The organism is Pseudomonas sp. B21-023, from assembly GCF_024749165.1.
GTDB lineage: Bacteria > Pseudomonadota > Gammaproteobacteria > Pseudomonadales > Pseudomonadaceae > Aquipseudomonas.
This window is the reverse complement of the sequence record NZ_CP087190.1, coordinates 4,594,059-4,613,172: the sequence shown is the minus strand read 5'-3', so window position 1 is coordinate 4,613,172 and position 19,114 is coordinate 4,594,059. Positions and strand designations below refer to the sequence as shown.

Genomic DNA, 19,114 nt, shown 5'->3' with positions numbered 1-19,114 from the left:
TGTCAGTTCTCCAGTACGTCGAGCAGGCCGAGGGGCAGGGGGACGTCCATCACCCGGTCGAACAACCAATAGAGGAAGATGCTCATGCCCACCACCACGATGGCGCTGTGCAGCCAGCGGCCACCGTACAGGCGGGCCATGGGCAGGCCGACCAGGATGGCGCTGAGGATGAAGCCCAGCGCCTCGAAGGTGGCGGCGAAGACGATCAGCAGCCCGACGCAGGCGGTGATCTTGATCAGGGTCTCGCGGTCCAGCTCCGGTTCGTCGTCCTTGCGCACGATGGGCGTGGGGCGAATGGCCAGGTACAGCAGGCCCAGGCTCATCAGGCCGAGCATCAGCAGCGGGTAGGCGCGTGGGCCCACCGGTTCGTAGGAGAAGGCGGCCTGGTAGGGCCAGGCCATCACGGCCAGCACGGCGCACAGCGCCAGCAGGACGAGGGCGAAGAGGCGTTGCAGGATCATGGAATAAATCCTCATGGTCGAAGAGCGGGGCGTGGGAGCGGGCTTGCCCCGCGATGGGGCATCGCGGGGCAAGCCCGCTCCCACGGGGTCGATGCTTACTGGATCAACCCGAACTCACGGGCCAATGCCTTGTAGTCAGCCACCTGCTTCTTCACATAGCCGTCCAGCTCTTCGCCGGTCATGGCGAACGGGAACAGTTCGCGCTGGTCACGCAGCTTGGCGAACTCCTCCGAGGCCAGCAGCTTGTCGAACGAGGCCTTCCACCAGGCATAGTCCTCGTCGCTGACCTTCGGCCCGAGGTAGAAACCGCGCACCACCGGCCAGACGATGTTGTAGCCCTGCTCCTTGGCGGTGGGGATGTCTTTCATCTCCGGCTCGTCCAGGCGGTTCTCGGAGAACACCGCGAGGATGCGCATGTTGCCGCTCTGGATGTGCGGCATGGAGTCGGAAATATCGGTGGAACCCACCTGGATATGCCCGCCGAGCAGCGCGGTGGCGATCTCGCCGCCGCCTTCCAGGGCCACGTAGCGCAGGTCGCGCGGGTTGATGCCGGCGGCCTTGGCGATCAGCGCGGTCTGCATCCAGTCCTGGCTGCCGACGGTGCCGCCGGAGCCGATCACCACCTTGCTCGGGTCTTTCTTCAGGGCCGCGACCAGATCATCGAGGGTCTTGTAGGGCGAGTCGCTCTTCACCGCGATGGCGCCATAGCTGGTGCCGACCGCCGCCAGCCATTTCACTGCGTTCTCGTCGAAGCGGCCGAACTTGCCCTGGGCCAGGTTCAGCAGCGAACCGCTGGACCAGGCCACCAGGGTGCCGGCATCGCCTGGCCGCTGGGCAACCACGGCGTTGTAGGCTACCGCGCCGACACCGCCGGGCATGTAGGTCACGCGCATGGGCTTGCTGAGGATCTTCTCGTTGACCAGGGCGCTCTGCACCAGCTTGCAGGTCAGGTCGAAACCGCCGCCGGGCGAGGCCGGCGCGATGCATTCGGGGCGTTTGGGTTCGGCGGCCAGGGCGTTGCCGGCCAGCAGCAGGCAGCCGGTGGCCAGGACGAGGCGGCGCAGTGAAAATGTCATCGTCTATCTCCGTGAGCGTTGTTGTTATGGGTTACCACAGAGCCACGCTGTAGCTCACCAGCAGCCGCACCTCGTCCGCGTCGCGGGCGAAGTTGGAGCGGAAGGTGGCGTTGCGCAGGCGCACGGCGACGTTTTTCAACGGGCCGCTTTGTACCACGTACTTCAGTTCGGTGTTGCGTTCCCACTCCTTGCCCTCGCCGCCAGCGGCGCGGCTGACGTTGTCGCCGCTGATGTAGCGGGTCATGAAGGTCAGGCCGGGGATGCCGAGGGCGGCGAAGTTGTAGTCGTAGCGTGCCTGCCAGGAGCGCTCGTCGGCGCCTGCGAAGTCATTGATCTGGACGAAGTTGACCAGGTAGGGGTCGGCGCCGTCGACGTAGGGGAAGGCGCTGTCGCCTGTGAGCTGCTGCCAGGCGCCGCTGACCTTGTGCCCGCCCAGGGTGTAGCTGAGCATGCCGTTGAAGGTGGTGTTGTCGATCTTGCCGGCCTTGGCCGCGCCGGCATCGTCGCTGATCGCCAGGCGCAGGTCGGCGCCCAGGGTGCCCGGGCCCCACGGCTGGGTGGCGAGCATGCCGATGAAGTGCTGGCGGTAGATGTCGTCGAGCTGGGCGAAGTGGTAGCTGCCGGTGATGCGGTCGGTAAACTGGTAGTCCAGGCCGCCGGTGTCGAAATGGTCGGCGCTGAAAGTGCCGCCGAAGCGACTGTTCTTGTTGTTGAGGGCCAGGTCTTCCCAGTTGGTGTCGTTGCGGTCCTTGGCTTTTTCCAGGCGGGCGCCGGTGAAGGTCAGGCCTTTGATCTCCTTCGAGGTGACCAGGCCGCCTTCGAAGGTCTGCGGCAGGATGCGCCCGTCGTTGGGCTGCAGCGTGGGCAGCTCGGGGATCAGCGTGCCGACCTTCAGTTCAGTCTGCGAGACCTTGACCTTGCCGGTCAGGCCGAGCTTGGAGTATTCGTCGGCAGCCTTGCCGTTGTCGTGGGTCGGCAGCAGGCCGGTGTCGGTGCGGTCCTTGCTGGAGTCGAGCTTGACCCCGAGCATGCCCAGCGCGTCCAGGCCGAAGCCCACGGTGCCTTCGGTATAGCCGGACTCGAAGTTGAGCATGAAACCCTGGGCCCATTCGTCGCGCTTGGATTGCTGCGCGCTGGTGCCGTCGCGGAAGTCGCGGTTGAAGTACATGTTGCGGGTTTCGAAGGTGGCCGTGCTGTCTTCGAAGAAGGCGGCCTGGCTCATGGGCGCGACACCGGCAAGGGCGAAGGCGCTGGCGAGGGCGGAAGGTCGGGCGGCGAGGGAACGGATAGGCGCGTACGCCTGCGGCTGCGTGGACAGCATCGTCGGTGACTCCATTTATTGTTCTTATGTGTTTGCACCTTGCTGGTGCTTTTTGCGGCGCGCGGGGCAGCCGTGGTGCGATGCTAGGTAACCAACCTTTCGCTAACCTTTCAGTGTGAAAGGTTTGTTGCGAGGGCTTCACAGCACTCGCCACGGCGGTACACTCCGCGCAAAAAGCCCAGCCGAACAGGGAGAATCCGATGCGTGTGCTGCTGGTCGAAGACCATCTGCAACTGGCCGAAAGCGTGGGCCAGGCCCTCAAGAGCCAGGGCCTGACCGTGGACGTGCTGCATGACGGCGTGGCCGCCGACCTGGCCCTGGCCAGCGAAGACTATGCCGTGGCGGTGCTGGATGTCGGCCTGCCGCGCATGGACGGCTTCGAAGTGCTGGCGCGCCTGCGCGGTCGCGGCAAGACCTTGCCGGTGCTGATGCTCACCGCCCGCAGCGATGTGAAGGACCGGGTGCATGGGCTGAACCTCGGTGCCGACGACTACCTGGCCAAACCCTTCGAGCTGACCGAGCTGGAAGCAAGGGTCAAGGCCTTGCTGCGCCGCAGCGTGCTCGGTGGCGAGCGCCAGCAACGCTGCGGCCCGCTGGTCTATGACCTGGATACCCGGCGCTTCGGCCTGGATGGCGAGCCGCTGACCTTGACCCAGCGCGAACAGAGCGTGCTCGAGGCGCTGATTGCCCGCCCTGGCCGGGTGATGAGCAAGGAGCAGCTGGCGGCCCAGGTGTTCGGCCTCGACGAGGAGGCCAGCCCCGACGCCATCGAGATCTACATTCACCGCCTGCGCAAGAAGCTCGACGGTCACCCGGTGGCCATCGTCACCTTCCGTGGCCTGGGCTACCTGCTCGAGCACCGCGATGCGTGACAACGGCAGCCTGCGCGGGCGCCTGCTGGGCAACCTGGCGTTGCTGCTGGTGGTGCTGATGCTGGCCAGCGGCCTGAGCGCTTACTGGAATGGCCGCGAAGCCGCCGACACCGCCTATGACCGGACCCTGCTGGCGTCGGCGCGGACCATCGCTGCCGGCCTGTCGCAGCGCGACGGCACCCTCAGCGCCGATGTGCCCTACGTGGCCCTGGACACCTTCGCCTATGACAGCGCCGGGCGCATCTACTATCAGGTGCTGGACATCCACCAGAAGCTCATCTCCGGCTACGAGCACCTGCCCCCGCCACCGCCGGGCACGCCGCGCACCGACGACTATCCGGCACTGGCGCGTTTCTACAACGCCACCTACCTGGGTCAGGACGTGCGTGTGGTCAGCCTGCTCAAGGCGGTGAGCGAACCAAACATGAACGGCATGGCCGAGATTCGCGTGGCCGAGACCGAGGAGGCGCGGGTGCGCATGGCCCGCGGGCTGATGGCCGACACCCTGCTGCGCCTGGGGATGCTGGCCTTCGGCGCGCTGATGATGGTGTGGTTCGCGGTGAGCGCCGCCCTGCGTCCCCTGGAGCGCTTGCGCACCGCGGTGGAGGAGCGCCAGCCCGACGATCTGCGCGCCTTGCCCGTAGTGCAGGTGCAACGCGAGCTGGGGCCGCTGGTGCGTGCCCTCAACCATTTCACCGAGCGGCTGCGTGGCCAGTTCGAGCGCCAGGCACAGTTCATCGCCGACGCCGCCCATGAGCTGCGCACGCCGCTGGCGGCGCTCAAGGCACGGGTCGAGCTGGGCCTGCGCTCACGGGAGCCAGAAGAATGGCGCAAGACCCTGGAGGCGGCGGCCCTGGGCACGGACCGGCTCACCCATCTGGCCAACCAGTTGCTGTCATTGGCGCGGGTGGAGAATGGCGCCCGGGCCATCGCCGAGGGCGGTGCGCAACGCCTGGACCTGAGCCAGCTGGCCCGCGAGCTGGGCATGGCCATGGCGCCGCTGGCCCATGCCCGCGGCGTTGCGCTGGCGCTGGAGGCCGAGGCGCCGGTATGGCTCAAGGGCGAGCCGACCTTGCTCAACGAGCTGCTCAGCAACCTGGTGGACAATGCTCTGGCCCACACCCCGCCAGGCGGTGACGTCGTGCTGCGGGTGCTGGCGCCGGCGGTACTTGAAGTCGAGGACGATGGGCCAGGGATTCCGCAGGATGAGCGTGAGCGGGTGTTCGAGCGCTTCTACCGGCGCAGCGCCCAGGGCAGCGGGCTGGGGCTGGCCATCGTCGGCGAGATCTGCCGGGCGCACCTGGCGCAGATCAGCCTGCATGACGGCGAGCGCGGCGGGTTGAAGGTGCGGGTGAGTTTTATCGCGGATTGATGTCGGCTATCGCGGGGTTTGTCCCGCGATCAGCCCTGTCGATTCAGCGCAACATGCTCCGCGCATCCAGCAGTTCGGCGATATCCAGCTCGGTGCCATAGGGCAGCCCCAGATGCCGGTAGGCGGGCAGGGCGGCCAGTGGCCGGATGCGCTCGCGCTGGCAGATGCAGCGGGCGATCTGGACGATATCGATGTAGTCGATCTGGTCGGTGCGCCGGTCCAGGTCCTGCACCTGGCTGGGCAGGCTGACCAGTTGCTCGGGAAACTCCCAGGCGCTAAGAATCTTGTCGCCCAGCACCGGCTGGATCTGTTCGATCACGAAATGCAGGCAGATCGGGTCGGAGAGCAACTCGTTGTGCTCCTCGGCATAGATCAGCACCGGCAACGCGCCGATCTGGTGCACCAGGCCGCCGAGGGTGGCCTGGTCGGGCTTGAGCTGGGTGTAGCGTCGGCACAGTTCATAGCTGATGCCTGCCACATCCAGGCTGTTGGCCCAGATATCACGCAGCTTGTGTTCAACCGCCGGGGCGCGGGCATGGAAGATCTGCTCGATCACCAGGCCGATGGCCAGGTTGCAGCTGTAGTTGATGCCCAGGCGCGTGATCGCGGTGTGCAGGTCGGTGACTTCGACGGCGGCGCGCAGCAACGGGCTGTTGACCACCTTGATCAGGCGTGCCGACAGGGCGGCGTCGCGGCCGATCACCTTGCTCAAGGCGGACACGCTGATCTCGCTGTCTTCGGCGGCTTCGCGAATGCTCAGGGCGACTTCCGGAAGCGTCGGCAGGACCAGGTCGTCCCGGTCGATGGCGGCGAGCAATTGCGCTTGGACCTTCTCGGCCAGCTTGTTCATGGACTTCTCTACGGCAAAGGTGGTGCAGCCCCGGCGTAACGCCGGGGCGGGCTGGTCAGCGCTGGATTTCCCGGTCGCGGTCCAGTTCGTAAGGCAGGTCGAGCAGCGTCAGGCGCGGGCCTTCCAGGCTGTCCAAGTGCAGGTTGTCGTCCGCCACGGCATCGGCGCTGAGCACGGCCAACAGTTCGACGGCGCTGCCGGTGCTGGCAGCGATCACCACCTCGCCGACCGACGAGCCGTGTGTCGGCGAGAAGATCTCGGCGCCCGGCTCGGGTACCGCTGTCTCGGCCAGCGCCAGGCGATACTGGCGGCGTTTGAGCTTGCCCAGGTACTGCATGCGGGCGACGATCTCCTGGCCGGTGTAGCAACCCTTCTTGAAGCTCACGCCATCGACGGCCTGCAGGTTGATCATCTGCGGGATGAACAGCTCGCGGGTCGGGCCCATGACCTGGCCGATGCCGGCGCGCACCTGGCCAAGCAGCCAGTCGTTGAGCGTGCCCTCTGGCAGCGCGGCGGCGAGCGTCCCGCGCACGGCGCTGGCCCGGTCGGCAGGCGCCCACAGTTCGACCCGCCCGGCCGAGGCGCGGATGGCGATCAGGCCATCATGACGTGCGGTCGCGCCGGCCTCGTCCGCCACGCTCAGGCTCAGCGCCTGCAGGGCCGCGTCGCCGTGCTGCAGGCCGAAGCGCACCCAGGCGGCGCTGTCGTCGCTCAGCGTGGCCTTGGAGAACACCGCGTACTTCTTCAGGTCGGCCAGTTGCGCCTCGAGCAGCTCGCTGGCCATGGCCAGCAGGTAGCCATTGCCCTCGGGCAGGATACGGAAACTAGACTGCATGCGGCCCTTGACCATGCAGCGGGCACCGAGGCTCGCATGGGCTTCGCTGAGGTAGCTGATATTGCAGGTCAGTTGACCCTGCAGGAACTTGCCGGCGTCGGAGCCGCGGACGGCGAGGATGCCCTCATGGGAGAGGGAACAGAAGAAAGCGGAATCGGCCATGGGTCATCGCGGTAGCTAAAGACTGGCGGCCATCATAGAACGCCGGTAACAAAATAGGTAGGTGAGTAGACCAACGCCTTGTGCCGCTTCATTCGCTGCGCGGTATACTGCGCGACCATTCGAGGAGGGCCCCATGGTCGAACAAACTGAACTCAATCGGCTTTTCTGGCACAGCCGTCGCGGCATGCTGGAACTGGACGTGCTGCTGGTACCGTTCACCCAGGAGGTCTACCCGAGCCTGAGCGAAGCGGACCGCGAGCTGTACCGTCGCCTGCTGACCTGCGAGGACCAGGACATGTTCGGCTGGTTCATGGAGCGCAGCGAGTCCGAAGATCCGGAGCTGCAGCGCATGGTCCGCATCATCCTGGACCGTGTCCAGCCCAAGTGAAGCATTCGAGTGCCGTTGGCAGGGCTCGCGCCTGCTGCTGACGGCCTATCTCGCCTGCCAGGCGCTGGCGCTCATCGCCAGCGTTGTGGTCACGTTGCCCGGTTGGCCAAAGGGCCTGCTGGTCATTGCCTGTCTTGCCCACGCCTGTTGGGCCATCCCCCGCCGCATCTTGCTGTCCCACCCTGACGCCGTCACCGGCCTGCGTCGGGAACCGCGTGGCTGGCATATATACAGTCATGCCCGGGGGTGGCAGCCGGCGCGCCTGTGCCGTGACAGCGTTGCCTTGCCCGCAGTGGTAGTGCTGCGCTTCGTGCGCAAGGGGCAATGGTTCAGCCAGAGCCAGTGCATCCCCAAGGACGCCCTGGCGCAGGAACAGCATCGAAGGCTGCGGGTGCGGCTGAAGTTCAGCCGGCGCCGCTGGGCCGCGCCGGCCTGAAGGGTCAGACCCCCTGCGGGATCTCTTCGCCGCCGAGTGCTTCGAACAGCACCGGCAGGAACTCGGTGAAGGTCATCATCATCAGCAGGAAGCTGGCGTCGAACTGTTGCTGGGCCTCGTCACCACCGTCCTGCTCGGCCTGCTCTTGCAGCAGTTCCTCGAACTTCAGGCGCTTGATCACCATCTTGTCGTCGAGCACGAACGACAGTTTGTCCTGCCAGGCCAGGGCCAGTTGGGTGACCACCTTGCCGGTGCTCAGGTGCAGCTGGATTTCCTCGCCGGTCAGGTCCTGACGCTTGCAGCGCACGATGCCACCGTCTTCGGCGGTGTCGCGCAGTTCGCATTCGTCGAGGACGTAGAAGCCTTCGGCGGCCTGTTGCGACTTGACCCAGTCGGTCATGGTCGCGCTTGGCGCGATCTTCACGGTGGCCGGGCGCACCGGCAGCGAACCGATCACTTCACGCAGGGTCGACAGCAGGTCCTCGGCGCGCTTGGCGCTGGCCGAGTTGACCAGGATCATGCCCAGGCGCGGGGCGATGGCGGCGAAGATCATCGAACGACGAATGAAAGCGCGCGGCAGGAAGGCCTGGATGATCTCGTCCTTGATCTGGTCGCGTTCCTTCTTGTAGACCTTGCGCATCTGCTCGGCCTCGATCTCCTCGACCTTCTCCTTGACCGCGTCGTTGACCACGCTGCTGGGCAGGATGCGCTCTTCTTTACGTGCGGCGATCAGCATGAATTCGCCACTGACGTGAACCAGGGGGGCATCCTCGCCCTTGCCGAACGGTGCGACGAAACCGTAGGTGGTCAGTTCCTGGCTTGCGCAGGGGCGGGCCGGCTTGCTGGCCAGGGCGGCCTCCAGGGCCTCGGCCTCGAACGGTACTTCCTGGGTCAGGCGATAGGACAGCAGGTTCTTGAACCACATGAGGGGGAATCTCTCCTTAATACATAAGGCGGGCATTATTCTCCGAGCGACGGTTCCAGGCCAACCCTGTCAGAGGGCCAGCAGTCCTATATAGAGGAAGAAAATCGCGGCGCGGCTAGGTCTTTGAAAGGCCTGGAAATTTTTTTCAAATATTTTGAAAAAAGTGCTTGCCAGGGTAGGAGGTCCTCCGTAGAATGCGCGCCACACCGAGACGAAGGGTGATTAGCTCAGCCGGGAGAGCATCTGCCTTACAAGCAGAGGGTCGGCGGTTCGATCCCGTCATCACCCACCACTCGATGTATAGCGCGGCGGTAGTTCAGTCGGTTAGAATACCGGCCTGTCACGCCGGGGGTCGCGGGTTCGAGTCCCGTCCGCCGCGCCATATTAAGCTTCCAGGGCCCACTGAACACCCGGAAGCAACAGAGAAAGCGACCTTAGGGTCGCTTTTTTTGTTTCTGGCGTTGCGTCAGAATCCCCTGTCCGCCGCAACTGGCCAGCAGGCCTTGCGCCGGTTCCTACCGCAAGCAAGAGACCGACCATGCAGGATGCCAGCCTCTCTCCCGCTCCGACACACACCACTCCCTTGCTGGGAATCGACCTGGGTACCACCAACAGCCTGATCGCCGTCTGGCAGGATGGCGAAGCGCGGCTGATCGCCAATGCCCTGGGCGAGGTGCTGACGCCGTCGGTGGTCAGCGTCGATGACGATGGCAGCATCCTCGTCGGCCAGGCCGCCCGGGCGCGCCTGACCACGCACCCTCAACGTACCGCCTCGGCGTTCAAGCGCTTCATGGGCAGCGACAAGCGTTACGCCCTGGGTGAACACCGTTTCACCCCTGAAGAGCTGTCGGCGCTGGTGCTGGGTTCGCTCAAGCAGGACGCCGAGGCCTATCTGGGCTGCCCGGTGAGCGAGGCGGTGATCTCGGTGCCGGCCTATTTCAGCGACGAGCAGCGCAAACGCACGGTGTTCGCGGCCGAACTGGCCGGGCTCAAGGTCCAGCGGCTGATCAACGAACCCACCGCCGCCGCGATGGCCTACGGCCTGCATGAGCAGAAGTTCGAGCGCACCCTGGTGTTCGACCTGGGCGGCGGCACCTTCGACGTCACGGTACTGGAGTACGCCCTGCCGTTGATCGAGGTGCATGCCTCTACCGGAGACAACTACCTGGGCGGCGAGGATTTCACCGAGGCGCTGCTGCAGGCCTGCCTGCGTGACTGGAGTCTCAAGGCCGAAGACCTGGAGCCCCAGGCCCTGGCCAGCCTGCACGACGCCATCGAGCAGCTCAAGTGCGAAGTGGGCGAGGGCAGTCGCACCTTTGCCTGGAGCATGGATGGCCAGCCCCGCGAGTGGCAGCTGGACGACCAGAAGTTGCAGGCGATCTGGGCGCCCTTGCTGGCACGGGTACGCACTCCCATCGAACAGGCCCTGCGTGATGCCCGCTTGAGCCCGCGCGAGCTGGACAGCCTGGTGCTGGTCGGCGGCGCCACGCGCATGCCGCAGGTGCAGCAACTGGTGGCCAAGCTGTTTGGGCGCCTGCCGTACCGGCACCTGGACCCGGATACCATCGTTGCCCTCGGCGCCGCCAGCCAGGCGGCGTGCAAGGCCCGCGACGCGGCCATCGACGAACTGATCCTGACCGATGTCTGCCCCTACACCCTTGGCGTGGCCTCGTCCCGGGGCGAGGATGTCACTGGTGCCTTCTCGCCGATCATCGAGCGCAATACGATCATCCCCACGTCCAAGGTGCAGCGTTTCTACAGCAGCCACCCGGAACAGAAGTTCGTGCGCATCGCCGTGTACCAGGGCGAGCGGCCATGGGTGCGGGACAACATCCTGGTGGACAGTTTCGAGATTCCGTTGCAGCCGACCGGCGAGATCCAGTCGCTGGACGTGCGCTTCAGCTACGACATCAACGGCCTGCTGGAAGTGGACGTGACCTTCCTCGAGAGCGGCCAGAAGCACAGCCACAGTATCGACCGCAGCCCCACCGGGCTGGATGCGCAGGCACGCCAGGCCAGTGAGGAACGCCTGGCAAAATTGAAGATCCACCCACGTGACACGCTGCCCAACCGCACTTTGCTGGCCCGCCTGGAGCGAGCCTGGATGCAGAGCCTGGGCGACGAGCGCGAGCTGATCGGCAGCTGGCTGGACGCCTTCAATGCCGTGCTGGCCGGGCAGCAGGCCGGCGAGATCAGCCGTGAGCGCCAGGCATTGAGCCAGGCGCTCGACGAGCTGCGTTACTGAGCGTTGAGCCGGCGCAGGGTGGCCTGCAGGCCGCCTTCCAGCGGCTGCCCTTTGCCCGGTACCGGGCCGTAACGGTTTGGCAGCTTGTCGCCGGGCAGGCCCAGCAGCACCAGTGACGAGAACGGCAGCACGCGGGTCAGCACCATCACCAGCAGCAGTGCCGGCACGCCGTGGCCGAGGTCGCGCAGGCGACGCAGGAAGCCGCTGATCGACAGGATGCTGATCGCCACCAACATCGCCGGGATATGGAGCATCAGGCTGGCGCCCAAGGCGATGATTGCCACGTGCACGGCCAGGCCCGTACGGTTCAGTCGACTCTTGAGCTTCCAGAACGCCCACATCGGCGCCGGCGGTTCCTTGATCATGTCCAACAGCAGGCGTTCGCTCCATGACAGCACGGCCATGATCGCGCAGCGCAGGCCGGGGTCCTGTTCCGGGTCGTCCTTGACCTTTTGCAGGGCGCGCAGCAGCCGGGTCTTGGGTGGGGTGCAAGTGTTCAGCAGGCGGTGCAGCGCATCCAGTACGTCGTCGACCGTGCGGCTGTCGAGGCCTTGCGCGCGTACCGCGGCAGCCGGCGGATGCTTGGCCTGGCCGTTCAGCAGCCCCCGGCGCAGCGCTTCGAACCAGTCGTCTTGCAGGTCCAGCGCCTGCATGCGGTCGCGCAACGCGCAGCGCTGTGGTTCGTCCAGCGACGGATCATGGTGCAGCACTGCGCAGAACAGCAGGTAGCCCAGCGGATAATCGGTACGCAGTCCGCCGTCGTCGTTGTCCAGGCAAGCGAGCAGTTGCACGGCGTTGGGCAGGCGCATGCTGTTGAGCGCCTGCTGCAAGGTCAGCAGGCGTGCCGAGATCAGGGCTTGTACCGGATCGCGGATATCCAGGCTGCCGAGCAGTCCACTGGCGCCTTCGGGGCTGGTCAGCAGTTGACAGAGCAGGGCGTGTGTCGGAGCGAACGGATGCTCGGCCGGGTAGTGCAACTGCCCGGGCAAGGCCGGATCGATCAGTGCCAGCCAACGTGAAGGTTGCTCCAGCTGGGCCAGCATGAACAGCTGCTGGCGGTGCCACTGCCACAGTGCCTCGCCCTCGGGCATCGAAGGTAAAAGAACTCCGGCTTCGGCCAGGCGGTCTTGCAGTTGCAGGCCGAACGGGGTGGTGAACAGGCGGCGCATGTCGAACTGACGGTTGAGCGTGTGCAGGGCATGGGCCGGATAGACCCGCATGCGCCGCAGCCATTCACGGCAGACCGGGCGAATGGCATCCTCGGTCAGGGCCTCGGGCAAGGTAGCCGCCGGATCATCGCTGGCGCTGAGTTGCGTCAGCGCCTGGACCACGGGAGCCTGATCGAGCCAATGTAACTGCTGGCTCGCCTGGCGCTGGAAGCCCTCGAGGATCAGCGCGTCGAGGGCGTCCTCGGCCGGTGGCTGGGCGAGGACCAGGCGCAGCAAACCGGCCTCGCCGCGCTGCAGGGCCCAGGCATGCCAATACAAGCGGTGCAGATTCTGCTCCGGCTGCTCCTGCAGCAGCCAGGCCAGCAGCGGCAGTTCGTCGTCACCGTCCAGATGCCAGTCGACGAAGGTGTTGGCGATGCCGTCCAGCTTCAGGCGCGAGGCTTCGGACCAACGCGCCAGGGTCTGCGGTGACTGCCCCGGGCTGCCCAAGGCCTGGGCCGGGTCGCCGAGGTTCTCGGGCCAGCCGGCTGGCGTATGCAAGCAGTCGAAGGCCTGGATCAGCAAGGGCAGACGCTGGGGTTGATGGCGGGCGCAGAGGTCGATCAGCCAGCGCTCGGCCTGTGGATGCTGGTGTTGGCGGTACAGCCGCAACCAGCAGTCCAGCGCTTGTTGCTCGGCCCCCAGGGCATCGGCCTGGCGGGCCAGCAGGTAGAGCAGGTCGGCATCGTCCGGGGTTTGCGCTTGTTGTGCCTGGAGCAGTCCGTGGAAGGTCCGGCTGGCGATGCCGGCCTGGCTGAACTGCACCAGCAGGCGCTGTACCAGCGCCGAGTCGTCCGGGATCGCCAGGCAGGTATGCACGCTGGCGAACTGCTCGTACTCGAACAATGGGCGGTGCTGGTAACAGTACTCGAGGCTGCGGAAATACCACAGGCTCTCCATCTGCGCCGGGGCTGGCCAGTCGCGCATGCATGCGGTATCGAAGGGGTCCGGCTGCGCGAGACGGTCGAGGAAGGCTTCCACTTCGTGGGGGTTGTCCAGGCGCAGCAACTGGTCGGCCCAGCCCAGGCGCCGGGCTAGCAGGCCCGCGCAGTGATGGGACAGCGGCCCGCAGTCTCGCAGGGTGTGCAACAGCTGCCAGCCGAGGTCGTCCAGTTCGTCCAGTGGCAGTTCGTCCAGCTCGGCGATGAAGCCCTGCCAGGCTTGCGGGTCGAAGCGCAGCGACGGCTCCTCGAGCAGGCGATGGAAGTGCTGCAGTGTCGGATGTGGCGTGTCCTCGGCGACCGTTGGCTCGGCCTCGTGGGTTTCCTGCTCGCGGGCCAGGCGCAGCGCTTCCTCGTAGGCCGCGCGCAGGGCCTGGAAACCTTCCGGGTCGGTTTCCGGGTGGTGCATGGGCAGGCGGCCGCGATAGGCCAGGCGGATGGCGTCGAGGTCCTGGGTCGGTTCGATCCCCAGGCGAATCCAGCAACTCATGACCAGCAGTCCTCTTCCAGGGTGGCGGGGCGCGGCGGCTCGGGCAGGTCCATGTCCCAGGGCAACCCGGCCAGCAACTCATGGGCGCCGAGGCGCAGGTTAAGCAGGATGCAGCGGTTCCAGTGCTCGCTGCCCTGGCGCTCGAGATCGGCGGCCAAGGTCTCGTCGCTGCTGTCGCTGACATTCCATAGCGCCTTGCCGAACAGGTAGCCGGCCAGGTAACAGTCCCAGCGGTTGTAGTAGTGGCGTGCGCGCAGAGCCAGGCGGTAGTGCAGGTAGAGGCTTTCGTCGCGGTCGATCAGGCCTTTCTTGACCCCGGCGCGCAGCAGGAAGCTCATGCGCCCCAGGTCCCAGGCCCGGGTGCCGCCCGGGCCACAGTCGGGGAAGGTGCGGGCGGCGTATTCGTGGCGGATGCGTTCGCGTGGGGGCAAGGTGTCGAGCAGGGCCTGCCACTGGCTGGGCAGGCAGCGCTGGTACTGCCAGTAGGCTTCGCTCATTTCGGTGGCGTGGCCGTTGTCGGCCATGTTCAGCATGTCCAGCAACTGGGCGCGGTCGCTGATCCCCCACCAGCGCTCCAGATCGGTCTGGTCTTCCCCTTCGAAGTAGTCGGGGGCGGTGTAGCTGGCGCCGTTGAGGGCGGCCATGGGGGCGGAGAGGGCATGCAGCCAGTGCTGCGCGGTTTCGTCCATGAAAGAGGTCCTGGAGGCGCTGGTAACTGGCGTGGATTGTATAGGAATCCGCGCGTCGGGTTGTCAGGGGTATGTCCCAATCCGGTAAGCTTCGGCGACCTCCCGGAGCACCTCGCACAACCACTGCGCTGGCAGGCTCTGCGCCAAGGCCGCATTGCGGCAGATGCCCACCGAGCCGCCCGGTTCACGCACACCCAGGTCGAGTTCGACCAGTTCTCCCCGCCCGAGGTCGATCAGCACGGCATCGCGCGGCGCCACCCAGACCGCCTCGCTGCCCAGCACGTAGCGCCTGCTCAAGGCCAGCGACAGAGTCTCCAGGCGCTGTGCCGGCAGCTGGATCGCGCATTGCACGAACAGGCTGTCGGCATGCCGGCGAATGGTCGTGCCTGGCGGTGGCAGCACCAGTGGATAGGCACCGACCTGCGTGCGATCAATAGGCTGAGCCGCCAGCAGCGGATGTCCGGGTCGCACCACCAGGGTCATCGACTCGCTGTACAGGTGCTCGAACGACAGCCCTTGGATCTGCGGGCTGTCGGTCATACGGCCTATCACCAGTTCCAGCTCGCCAAGGTGCAACTGCCCGAGCAGCTGGGCGCTGGCCCCGGTCACCACGCTGATTACCAAAGCCTCGTGCTGCTGGTGCAAGCGGCACAGCACCTCGGGCATCAGTAACCCTTCGACAGTCGACAGCACGCCAATACGCACCTGCGACGGCGCCCGCGCTTCCCCTCGCACGCTGCCGACCCCGTCACGCAGCGCTTGCACGCTGGGGCCGGCATAGCGCATGAAGCGGGTACCGGCCGGGGTCAGGGCGACGCCCTGGTGGCTGCGCTCGAACAGGCGAGCTTCCAGCAGATCCTCCAGCTCCTTGAGGGTCTTGGAGATCGCAGGCTGGCTGATCGCCAGCACGTCGGCGGCCCTGGCCAGGCTGCCCTGTCGGGCAATCTCCAGGAAGCACAGCAGATGGCGGAACTTGATGCGGGTATCGAGGTTCATGCCGGGCAGTGTATCCGTGCGGGCCAGACCTGCAACGTCCGGGTGATCTTCGTCGGCGGACGGCGGTTCCTCCCTTGCAGGCAAAGCCCCGAACCTTTAGCGTGTGCCGCTTCGATGCATGGAGCTGCGCAATGGCCGCCTACCTGACCCAGGACTTGGTCCTTGAACTGGGCGATGAAACGCCCGAAGACACCACCATGAACATGCTGACCTTCCGTCAGCGTGGCACCACCCTGGTGATCGCCCGCAGTCCGCTGGCTGCCGGGCAGACGCTGGAGGCGCTTTACCAGCAGCAACTGGCGCAGTTGCGTGAGCGCCTTGGGGCGGTCATCAGCGACCCACTGCCGGTCAGCGCCGGCGTCGATCGTGCCATTCACGGCTTGGAAGTCAGCCTGCAGTTCAAGCGCGGCGAAGTGGTCTCGTATCAGCGTCAGTTGGCCTACACGCCAAGCGGGCAGGCCCGTTTCGTGGCGGTCAGCTATAGCAAGGAAACACCGCTGGAAGCGGTCGATCTTGCCCATTGGGAAGCCATCAAGGCAGGCTTGCGGCTGAACTGACCCGGGCGGATTCGAGGCTGTACCTTGATCTCACTGACGTCGGGTGATCGAGCTGTACCTGGCCGTGTCATATGAGCCTCAGCCCCAATTCGACCGTCGCCCCACGGATACGCACCGGCCACACTGGCAAGTGCTGTTTCGGATCCTCCAGGCACGCACCGTCCTGCAGGCAGAAATGCTGCTTGTAGAGCGGTGCCACCACCACCACCGTTGCTCCCAGGCTGGCCAGCAGTCCACGGCCGATGGTGTTCGCGCCTGAGCGTGGATCGCGGTTGCCGACGGCATACAGCTCCCGCCCTTGTCCCGGCACGTAGAACAACGCCACCTGCTCGCCCTCGTGCCACACCACCACCCCGGAGTCGGCGACCAGGTCGCTGGCCTGGCACACCGCCTGCCAGCGGGTTTCACTTGCTACAGCCGTGTTGGACAGGTTCATCACATTGCCTCCTCATGGGTGGGAATCAACTGCAGGGGCGCCGCCGGCCGGCGTTGGCCACGCTCGCGCACGAAGTGCACATCGGGATCGGCGCGTTGGTCATTGACGAAGGTGCGGAAGCGCTTGAGCTTTTCCGGATCGCCCAAGGCGTTGGCCCATTCGCATTCGTAACGGTCGACCACCTGCTGCATCTGCGTCTCGAGTTCGCGGGCCAGGCCCAGGCTGTCGTCGATTACCACCTGTTTGAGGTAGTCGAGCCCGCCCTCGAGGCCCTCGCGCCACACCGAGGTGCGCTGCAGTTTGTCGGCGGTGCGGATGTAGAACATCAGCACGCGGTCGATCAGGCGCACCAAGGTCTCGTCGTCCAGGTCGGTGGCGAACAGTTCGGCGTGGCGTGGGCGCATGCCGCCATTGCCGCACACGTAGAGGTTCCAGCCCTTGTCGGTGGCGATCACGCCAATGTCCTTGCTTTGCGCCTCGGCGCATTCGCGGGTGCAGCCAGACACCGCGAACTTGAGCTTGTGCGGCGCGCGCAGGCCCTTGTAGCGGTCCTCCAGGCGCAGCGCCATGGCCACGCTGTCCTGCACGCCATAGCGGCACCAGGTGCTGCCGACGCAGGATTTCACCGTGCGCGTCGACTTGCCGTAGGCGTGCCCGGTCTCGAAGCCGGCGGCGATCAGCTCGCCCCAGATCAGCGGCAGTTCGTGCAACTGGGCACCGAACAGGTCGATGCGCTGGCCGCCGGTGATCTTGGTATAGAGGTCGTACTTCTTTGCCACCTGGCCGATCACGATCAGTTTTTCCGGGGTGATCTCGCCGCCGGGGATGCGCGGCACCACCGAGTAGGTGCCGTTCTTCTGCATGTTGGCCATGAAGGTGTCGTTGGTGTCCTGCAGCGGTACCAGCGCCGGGTCCATGATCGGCTGGTTCCAGCACGAGGCGAGGATGTTGCCCACCGCCGGCTTGCAGATGGCGCAACCCACCTGGCCTTTGCCATGGCGTTCGAGCAGCTCGTTGAAGGTGCGGATGCCTTCAACCCGCACCAGCCCGTAGAGCTCCTGGCGGGTGTAGGCGAAGTGTTCGCACAGGCTCTTGTCGACGGTCACGCCGCGGGCGCTCAGTTCGTGCTCGAACACGTGCTTGAGCAGCGCCGCGCAACCGCCGCAACCGCTGGCGGCCTTGGTGCATGCCTTGACGGCGGCGAGGTCGCCGCAGCCACTGTCGATGGCGGCGCACACCGCGCCCTTGCTGACGTTGTGGCACGAGCAGATGGTCGCGCTGTCGGGCAAGGCATCGGCGCCCAGCGCCGGCGCGCCGCAGCCCTGGGGCAGAATCAGCGCGGCCGGGTCGGCCGGTAGCTTGATGCCGTTCTGGGCGTATTGCAGCAGGGTGTCGTAGTAGCTGTTGTCGCCGACCAGCACCGCGCCAAGCACACGCTTGCCGCTGGCATCGACCACCAGGCGCCGGTAGGAGGCCGTGGCTTCGTCGATGAAGCGATAGCTGCGCGCCCCCGGCGTGACGCCCTGGGCATCGCCGATGGAGCCAACATCCACACCCAGCAGCTTGAGCTTGGTCGACATGTCGGCGCCGCTGAACTCGCTTGCCGACTCGCCCATCAACAGGGCTGCCAGGTTACGTGCCATGGCGTATCCCGGGGCGACCAGGCCGAACGCGCTGCCGTTCCACGAAGCGCATTCGCCGATGGCGAAGATGCGCGGGTCGCTGGAGCGGCACTGACCGTCGATCACCACGCCGCCGCGGGGGGCGATTGTAAGGCCGCAGGTTCGGCCCAGGGCATCCTGCGGGCGGATGCCGGCGGAGAACACGATCAGGTCGGTTTCCAGGTGTTCGCCGCCTTCGAAATTCATGCGGTAGCGGTAGTGTTCGCCTGTGCTGATCGACTGGGTGGCGCGGGCCAGGTGCACGCCTACGCCCAGCGCCTCGATGCGCGCCTTGAGCGCCGCGCCGCCCTCGCTATCCAACTGGACTGGCATCAGCCGCGGCGCGAACTCCACCACATGCGCTTGCAGGCCTAGCGACTTGAGGGCGTTGGCGGCTTCGAGGCCGAGCAGGCCGCCGCCGACCACCACGCCGCGGCGGGCGCTGCCGGCGGCGGCGCGGATCGCATCGAGGTCTTCGAGGGTGCGATAGACCAGGCGCGCATTGCCGCTGGACCCTTCGATGGGCGGCACGAACGGATAGGAGCCGGTGGCCAGGATCAACTGGTCATAGCCGAGGTGGCCTTCGGCGGTGATCACTTCCTGGCGTTCACGATCGATGTCCAGCACCGCCTCGCCCAGGTGCAGGTGCACGCCGTTGCTCGCATAGTAGTCGCGGTCGCACAGGGCCAGGGTTTCGGCGCAACTGCCGGTGAAGTATTCCGAGAGGTGCACCCGGTCGTAGGCGCGCTGGCGCTCCTCGGCGAACACGTGCAGCTCGAAGCGCGCGCTGGCGCCGCGTTCGATCAGCTGCTCGACGCAGTGATGGCCGACCATGCCGTTGCCGACGATGACCAGTCGCGCTCGTTGTGCTTCGTTCGCTGTTGCCTGCATAGCCGATCCTCGATCACGGAAAAACGAAAAAGGCGCCTGGAGCCGAAGCTCCAGGCGCCTTTGCCTGTACTCATCAGTGTGAGGCCCCTGGGCGATCGCCGTTGATCGAGGGGCTGTTGTACTTCGTTGAAAAGCAGGGAGTGTGCCAAGCGGCCACCCATCGGTAGCCTTCACGGGACTCACCGCCGGCAAGCCGGCTCCCACAGGGCTGCGGGCCCGTTTGCGGCGTATCCTTGTGGGAGCCGGCTTGCCGGCGATGAGGCCGTTCGGGGCACAACAAAGGTGCAAGCCTCACCACCGTG

Annotated in this window: 17 protein-coding genes and 2 tRNA genes; 8 read left to right on the top strand and 11 right to left on the bottom strand. The window is 66.1% G+C overall.

Features of this window, described 5'->3' with window-relative positions:
- Nucleotides 1-2 precede the first annotated feature (2 nt).
- The 3 genes from LOY42_RS20805 to LOY42_RS20795 form a co-directional block, all read right to left on the bottom strand.
- Nucleotides 3-461 (bottom strand): tripartite tricarboxylate transporter TctB family protein, encoded by a 459-nt coding sequence (locus tag LOY42_RS20805; protein ID WP_102681581.1) that lies wholly within the window; start codon nucleotides 459-461, stop codon nucleotides 3-5.
- Nucleotides 462-556: 95 nt separating this feature from the next.
- Complete coding sequence (locus tag LOY42_RS20800; protein ID WP_139669487.1) at nucleotides 557-1,537, bottom strand: tripartite tricarboxylate transporter substrate binding protein; 981 nt, start codon at nucleotides 1,535-1,537, stop codon at nucleotides 557-559.
- 31 nt (nucleotides 1,538-1,568) lie between these two features.
- Nucleotides 1,569-2,858: an OprD family porin gene (locus LOY42_RS20795; RefSeq protein ID WP_139669489.1), complete on the bottom strand. Its 1,290-nt coding sequence runs from the start codon at nucleotides 2,856-2,858 to the stop codon at nucleotides 1,569-1,571.
- 200 nt (nucleotides 2,859-3,058) lie between these two features.
- Here LOY42_RS20795 and LOY42_RS20790 point away from each other — a divergent pair, with 200 nt between their 5' ends.
- The gene (locus tag LOY42_RS20790) at nucleotides 3,059-3,730 is read left to right on the top strand and encodes a response regulator (protein WP_139669491.1); all 672 of its coding nucleotides are present in this window, start codon (nucleotides 3,059-3,061) and stop codon (nucleotides 3,728-3,730) included.
- Nucleotides 3,723-5,102 (top strand): sensor histidine kinase, encoded by a 1,380-nt coding sequence (locus LOY42_RS20785; protein WP_102681584.1) that lies wholly within the window; start codon nucleotides 3,723-3,725, stop codon nucleotides 5,100-5,102. Before LOY42_RS20790 ends, LOY42_RS20785 begins: the two co-directional genes overlap by 8 nt.
- A 43-nt stretch (nucleotides 5,103-5,145) precedes the next feature.
- On the opposite strand, the gene LOY42_RS20780 is transcribed toward LOY42_RS20785, so the two are convergent.
- Both LOY42_RS20780 and LOY42_RS20775 read right to left on the bottom strand, forming a co-directional pair.
- Complete coding sequence (locus tag LOY42_RS20780) at nucleotides 5,146-5,952, bottom strand: HDOD domain-containing protein (protein ID WP_102681585.1); 807 nt, start codon at nucleotides 5,950-5,952, stop codon at nucleotides 5,146-5,148.
- A 55-nt stretch (nucleotides 5,953-6,007) separates the two neighbouring features.
- The gene (locus LOY42_RS20775) at nucleotides 6,008-6,949 is read right to left on the bottom strand and encodes a folate-binding protein YgfZ (RefSeq protein ID WP_139669492.1); all 942 of its coding nucleotides are present in this window, start codon (nucleotides 6,947-6,949) and stop codon (nucleotides 6,008-6,010) included.
- 133 nt (nucleotides 6,950-7,082) lie between these two features.
- Between LOY42_RS20775 and LOY42_RS20770 the strand changes: the two genes are divergently transcribed.
- Together LOY42_RS20770 and LOY42_RS20765 are read left to right on the top strand one after the other, a co-directional pair.
- A complete protein-coding gene (locus tag LOY42_RS20770) occupies nucleotides 7,083-7,337 on the top strand; it encodes a succinate dehydrogenase assembly factor 2 (protein WP_028690159.1) in 255 nt (84 codons plus the stop codon).
- Complete coding sequence (locus tag LOY42_RS20765) at nucleotides 7,321-7,773, top strand: protein YgfX (protein ID WP_139669494.1); 453 nt, start codon at nucleotides 7,321-7,323, stop codon at nucleotides 7,771-7,773. Before LOY42_RS20770 ends, LOY42_RS20765 begins: the two co-directional genes overlap by 17 nt.
- Before the next feature lie 4 nt (nucleotides 7,774-7,777).
- On the opposite strand, the gene rdgC is transcribed toward LOY42_RS20765, so the two are convergent.
- The gene (gene rdgC, locus LOY42_RS20760) at nucleotides 7,778-8,698 is read right to left on the bottom strand and encodes a recombination-associated protein RdgC (protein ID WP_023631647.1); all 921 of its coding nucleotides are present in this window, start codon (nucleotides 8,696-8,698) and stop codon (nucleotides 7,778-7,780) included.
- 216 nt (nucleotides 8,699-8,914) lie between these two features.
- On the opposite strand from rdgC, the gene LOY42_RS20755 reads away from it, so the two are divergent.
- From LOY42_RS20755 to LOY42_RS20745, 3 genes are all read left to right on the top strand, one after another.
- Nucleotides 8,915-8,990: transfer RNA gene (locus LOY42_RS20755), tRNA-Val, on the top strand.
- A gap of 13 nt (nucleotides 8,991-9,003) precedes the next feature.
- A tRNA-Asp gene (locus tag LOY42_RS20750) sits at nucleotides 9,004-9,080 on the top strand.
- Nucleotides 9,081-9,236: 156 nt separating this feature from the next.
- Nucleotides 9,237-10,943 (top strand): molecular chaperone HscC, encoded by a 1,707-nt coding sequence (locus LOY42_RS20745; RefSeq protein WP_258599101.1) that lies wholly within the window; start codon nucleotides 9,237-9,239, stop codon nucleotides 10,941-10,943.
- Here the strand turns inward: LOY42_RS20745 and LOY42_RS20740 are convergent.
- The 3 genes from LOY42_RS20740 to pcaQ form a co-directional block, all read right to left on the bottom strand.
- The gene (locus LOY42_RS20740) at nucleotides 10,937-13,582 is read right to left on the bottom strand and encodes a DUF805 domain-containing protein (RefSeq protein ID WP_139669498.1); all 2,646 of its coding nucleotides are present in this window, start codon (nucleotides 13,580-13,582) and stop codon (nucleotides 10,937-10,939) included. The genes LOY42_RS20745 and LOY42_RS20740 overlap by 7 nt on opposite strands.
- Nucleotides 13,579-14,271 carry a DUF1266 domain-containing protein gene (locus LOY42_RS20735; RefSeq protein WP_102681590.1) on the bottom strand — a complete coding sequence of 231 codons (693 nt, stop codon included), beginning with the start codon at nucleotides 14,269-14,271 and terminating at the stop codon, nucleotides 13,579-13,581. The genes LOY42_RS20740 and LOY42_RS20735 overlap by 4 nt, the downstream gene beginning before the upstream one ends.
- A 63-nt stretch (nucleotides 14,272-14,334) precedes the next feature.
- Nucleotides 14,335-15,267 (bottom strand): pca operon transcription factor PcaQ, encoded by a 933-nt coding sequence (gene pcaQ / locus LOY42_RS20730; RefSeq protein ID WP_139669499.1) that lies wholly within the window; start codon nucleotides 15,265-15,267, stop codon nucleotides 14,335-14,337.
- 131 nt (nucleotides 15,268-15,398) lie between these two features.
- Between pcaQ and LOY42_RS20725 the strand changes: the two genes are divergently transcribed.
- On the top strand, nucleotides 15,399-15,824 hold the full coding sequence (locus LOY42_RS20725) for a DcrB-related protein (protein ID WP_102681592.1): 426 nt from the start codon (nucleotides 15,399-15,401) through the stop codon (nucleotides 15,822-15,824).
- 67 nt (nucleotides 15,825-15,891) lie between these two features.
- Here LOY42_RS20725 and nirD read toward each other — a convergent pair whose 3' ends face one another.
- Both nirD and nirB read right to left on the bottom strand, forming a co-directional pair.
- The gene (gene nirD, locus LOY42_RS20720; RefSeq protein ID WP_139669501.1) at nucleotides 15,892-16,260 is read right to left on the bottom strand and encodes a nitrite reductase small subunit NirD; all 369 of its coding nucleotides are present in this window, start codon (nucleotides 16,258-16,260) and stop codon (nucleotides 15,892-15,894) included.
- Nucleotides 16,260-18,812 (bottom strand): nitrite reductase large subunit NirB, encoded by a 2,553-nt coding sequence (nirB, locus tag LOY42_RS20715; RefSeq protein WP_139669503.1) that lies wholly within the window; start codon nucleotides 18,810-18,812, stop codon nucleotides 16,260-16,262. Before nirB ends, nirD begins: the two co-directional genes overlap by 1 nt.
- Nucleotides 18,813-19,114 lie beyond the last annotated feature (302 nt).

Bases quoted from the DNA above. Each gene is read 5' to 3' on its own strand.
- LOY42_RS20805 (WP_102681581.1), bottom strand. From the start codon at position 461: ATGATCCTGCAACGCCTCTTCGCCCTCGTCCTGCTGGCGCTGTGCGCC.
- LOY42_RS20800 (WP_139669487.1), bottom strand. From the start codon at position 1,537: ATGACATTTTCACTGCGCCGCCTCGTCCTGGCCACCGGCTGCCTGCTG.
- LOY42_RS20795 (WP_139669489.1), bottom strand. From the start codon at position 2,858: ATGCTGTCCACGCAGCCGCAGGCGTACGCGCCTATCCGTTCCCTCGCC.
- LOY42_RS20790 (WP_139669491.1), top strand. From the start codon at position 3,059: ATGCGTGTGCTGCTGGTCGAAGACCATCTGCAACTGGCCGAAAGCGTG.
- LOY42_RS20785 (WP_102681584.1), top strand. From the start codon at position 3,723: ATGCGTGACAACGGCAGCCTGCGCGGGCGCCTGCTGGGCAACCTGGCG.
- LOY42_RS20780 (WP_102681585.1), bottom strand. From the start codon at position 5,952: ATGAACAAGCTGGCCGAGAAGGTCCAAGCGCAATTGCTCGCCGCCATC.
- LOY42_RS20775 (WP_139669492.1), bottom strand. From the start codon at position 6,949: ATGGCCGATTCCGCTTTCTTCTGTTCCCTCTCCCATGAGGGCATCCTC.
- LOY42_RS20770 (WP_028690159.1), top strand. From the start codon at position 7,083: ATGGTCGAACAAACTGAACTCAATCGGCTTTTCTGGCACAGCCGTCGC.
- rdgC (WP_023631647.1), bottom strand. From the start codon at position 8,698: ATGTGGTTCAAGAACCTGCTGTCCTATCGCCTGACCCAGGAAGTACCG.
- LOY42_RS20745 (WP_258599101.1), top strand. From the start codon at position 9,237: ATGCAGGATGCCAGCCTCTCTCCCGCTCCGACACACACCACTCCCTTG.
- LOY42_RS20740 (WP_139669498.1), bottom strand. From the start codon at position 13,582: ATGAGTTGCTGGATTCGCCTGGGGATCGAACCGACCCAGGACCTCGAC.
- LOY42_RS20735 (WP_102681590.1), bottom strand. From the start codon at position 14,271: ATGGACGAAACCGCGCAGCACTGGCTGCATGCCCTCTCCGCCCCCATG.
- pcaQ (WP_139669499.1), bottom strand. From the start codon at position 15,267: ATGAACCTCGATACCCGCATCAAGTTCCGCCATCTGCTGTGCTTCCTG.
- LOY42_RS20725 (WP_102681592.1), top strand. From the start codon at position 15,399: ATGGCCGCCTACCTGACCCAGGACTTGGTCCTTGAACTGGGCGATGAA.
- nirD (WP_139669501.1), bottom strand. From the start codon at position 16,260: ATGAACCTGTCCAACACGGCTGTAGCAAGTGAAACCCGCTGGCAGGCG.
- nirB (WP_139669503.1), bottom strand. From the start codon at position 18,812: ATGCAGGCAACAGCGAACGAAGCACAACGAGCGCGACTGGTCATCGTC.